Source organism: Oleiphilus sp. HI0066, from assembly GCF_001635725.1.
This window is the reverse complement of the sequence record NZ_LWFH01001122.1, coordinates 1-1,009: the sequence shown is the minus strand read 5'-3', so window position 1 is coordinate 1,009 and position 1,009 is coordinate 1. Positions and strand designations below refer to the sequence as shown.

2 protein-coding genes are annotated in these 1,009 nt (G+C 46.6%); both read left to right on the top strand.

Going from position 1 to position 1,009, the window contains the following annotated elements:
* On the top strand, window positions 1-494 hold a 494-nt coding region (locus A3738_RS14730), incomplete at its 5' end, for a hypothetical protein (protein ID WP_231876656.1).
* Window positions 494-1,009 (top strand): hypothetical protein (locus A3738_RS14725; protein ID WP_156504272.1); only part of this gene is annotated, 516 nt, incomplete at its 3' end. The genes A3738_RS14730 and A3738_RS14725, both read left to right, overlap by 1 nt.

Genomic DNA, 1,009 nt, shown 5'->3' with positions numbered 1-1,009 from the left:
TATTAGACCAAGGTATGGATATACCGATTGTATTTTTAACTGATAGAAGTGAAGAAATCGATCAAGGCTTTGGTTTTCGTATAGGCGCGTGGGACTACCAAACTAAGCCCATCTCTTTATCCCTCTTAGCGGAGCGACTGAAGAACACGATGCGTATTTTCAATATGCGTCGTGTTCCGATCAATAACGAGACAAAAGCTCTGCAGCCAGAGGCTGATCTTGTCATAGACCACGACCGTCAATATGTGACATGGAAAGGCAAGAGCATTGCACTCACTGCAGTACAATTTCAAGTATTCGTCACCATTGTCGATTCGGGAGCCGCCGGCTGCTCTTATGATGATCTTTGCGCATGCACCAGACAAGGCGTTGTAACGACCGGTACGATCAACTCTCACGTGAAGAACGTTCGGAAAAAGTTCAATGAAATTGACGAAGCCTTTAATGCGATTCGCAACAAGCCCGGCTTCGGCTATCGTTGGGAACTTGCTTAATGCAACGATTCGGCATTAAAGCGCAGATCAGTTTTCTTAGCCTTCTGTTACTGGTCATTCCTGTACTGACGTGGTCGTACTGGAAGGAGATTCAGCAAACCGCTATTTCTGCACAGGGCCGTGTTCAGTTGATTGAGACTAAAGCCATCGCGACAAGCTTGGTGGCCACTCAGGTCAATATCTCAAAACTGCTGGCCGGAAATGAAGACAGCGAACTAGAAAAGTACGCTCTTAGCGCTCCTACTACCTCTAGCCCTATTCGCTTAGATGGACAGTTTGATGATTGGGGTGATCAGACCTCCATCATCGAGGCGCATAATTCCAGCTTTCCTCTCTGGAGCGCTAGCACCAACATGGCAACAGAAACCAAATTTGGTTTGGCGCTCACCCAAAACGAACAATACTTGTATATTGCGCTATCAGTGCTGGATCGTAACGTACAAACACGCCAGCCCAATCACTTACGTTTAGATTATAACGATCACATTCAACTGACCTTCCGAGACCAACTCGGT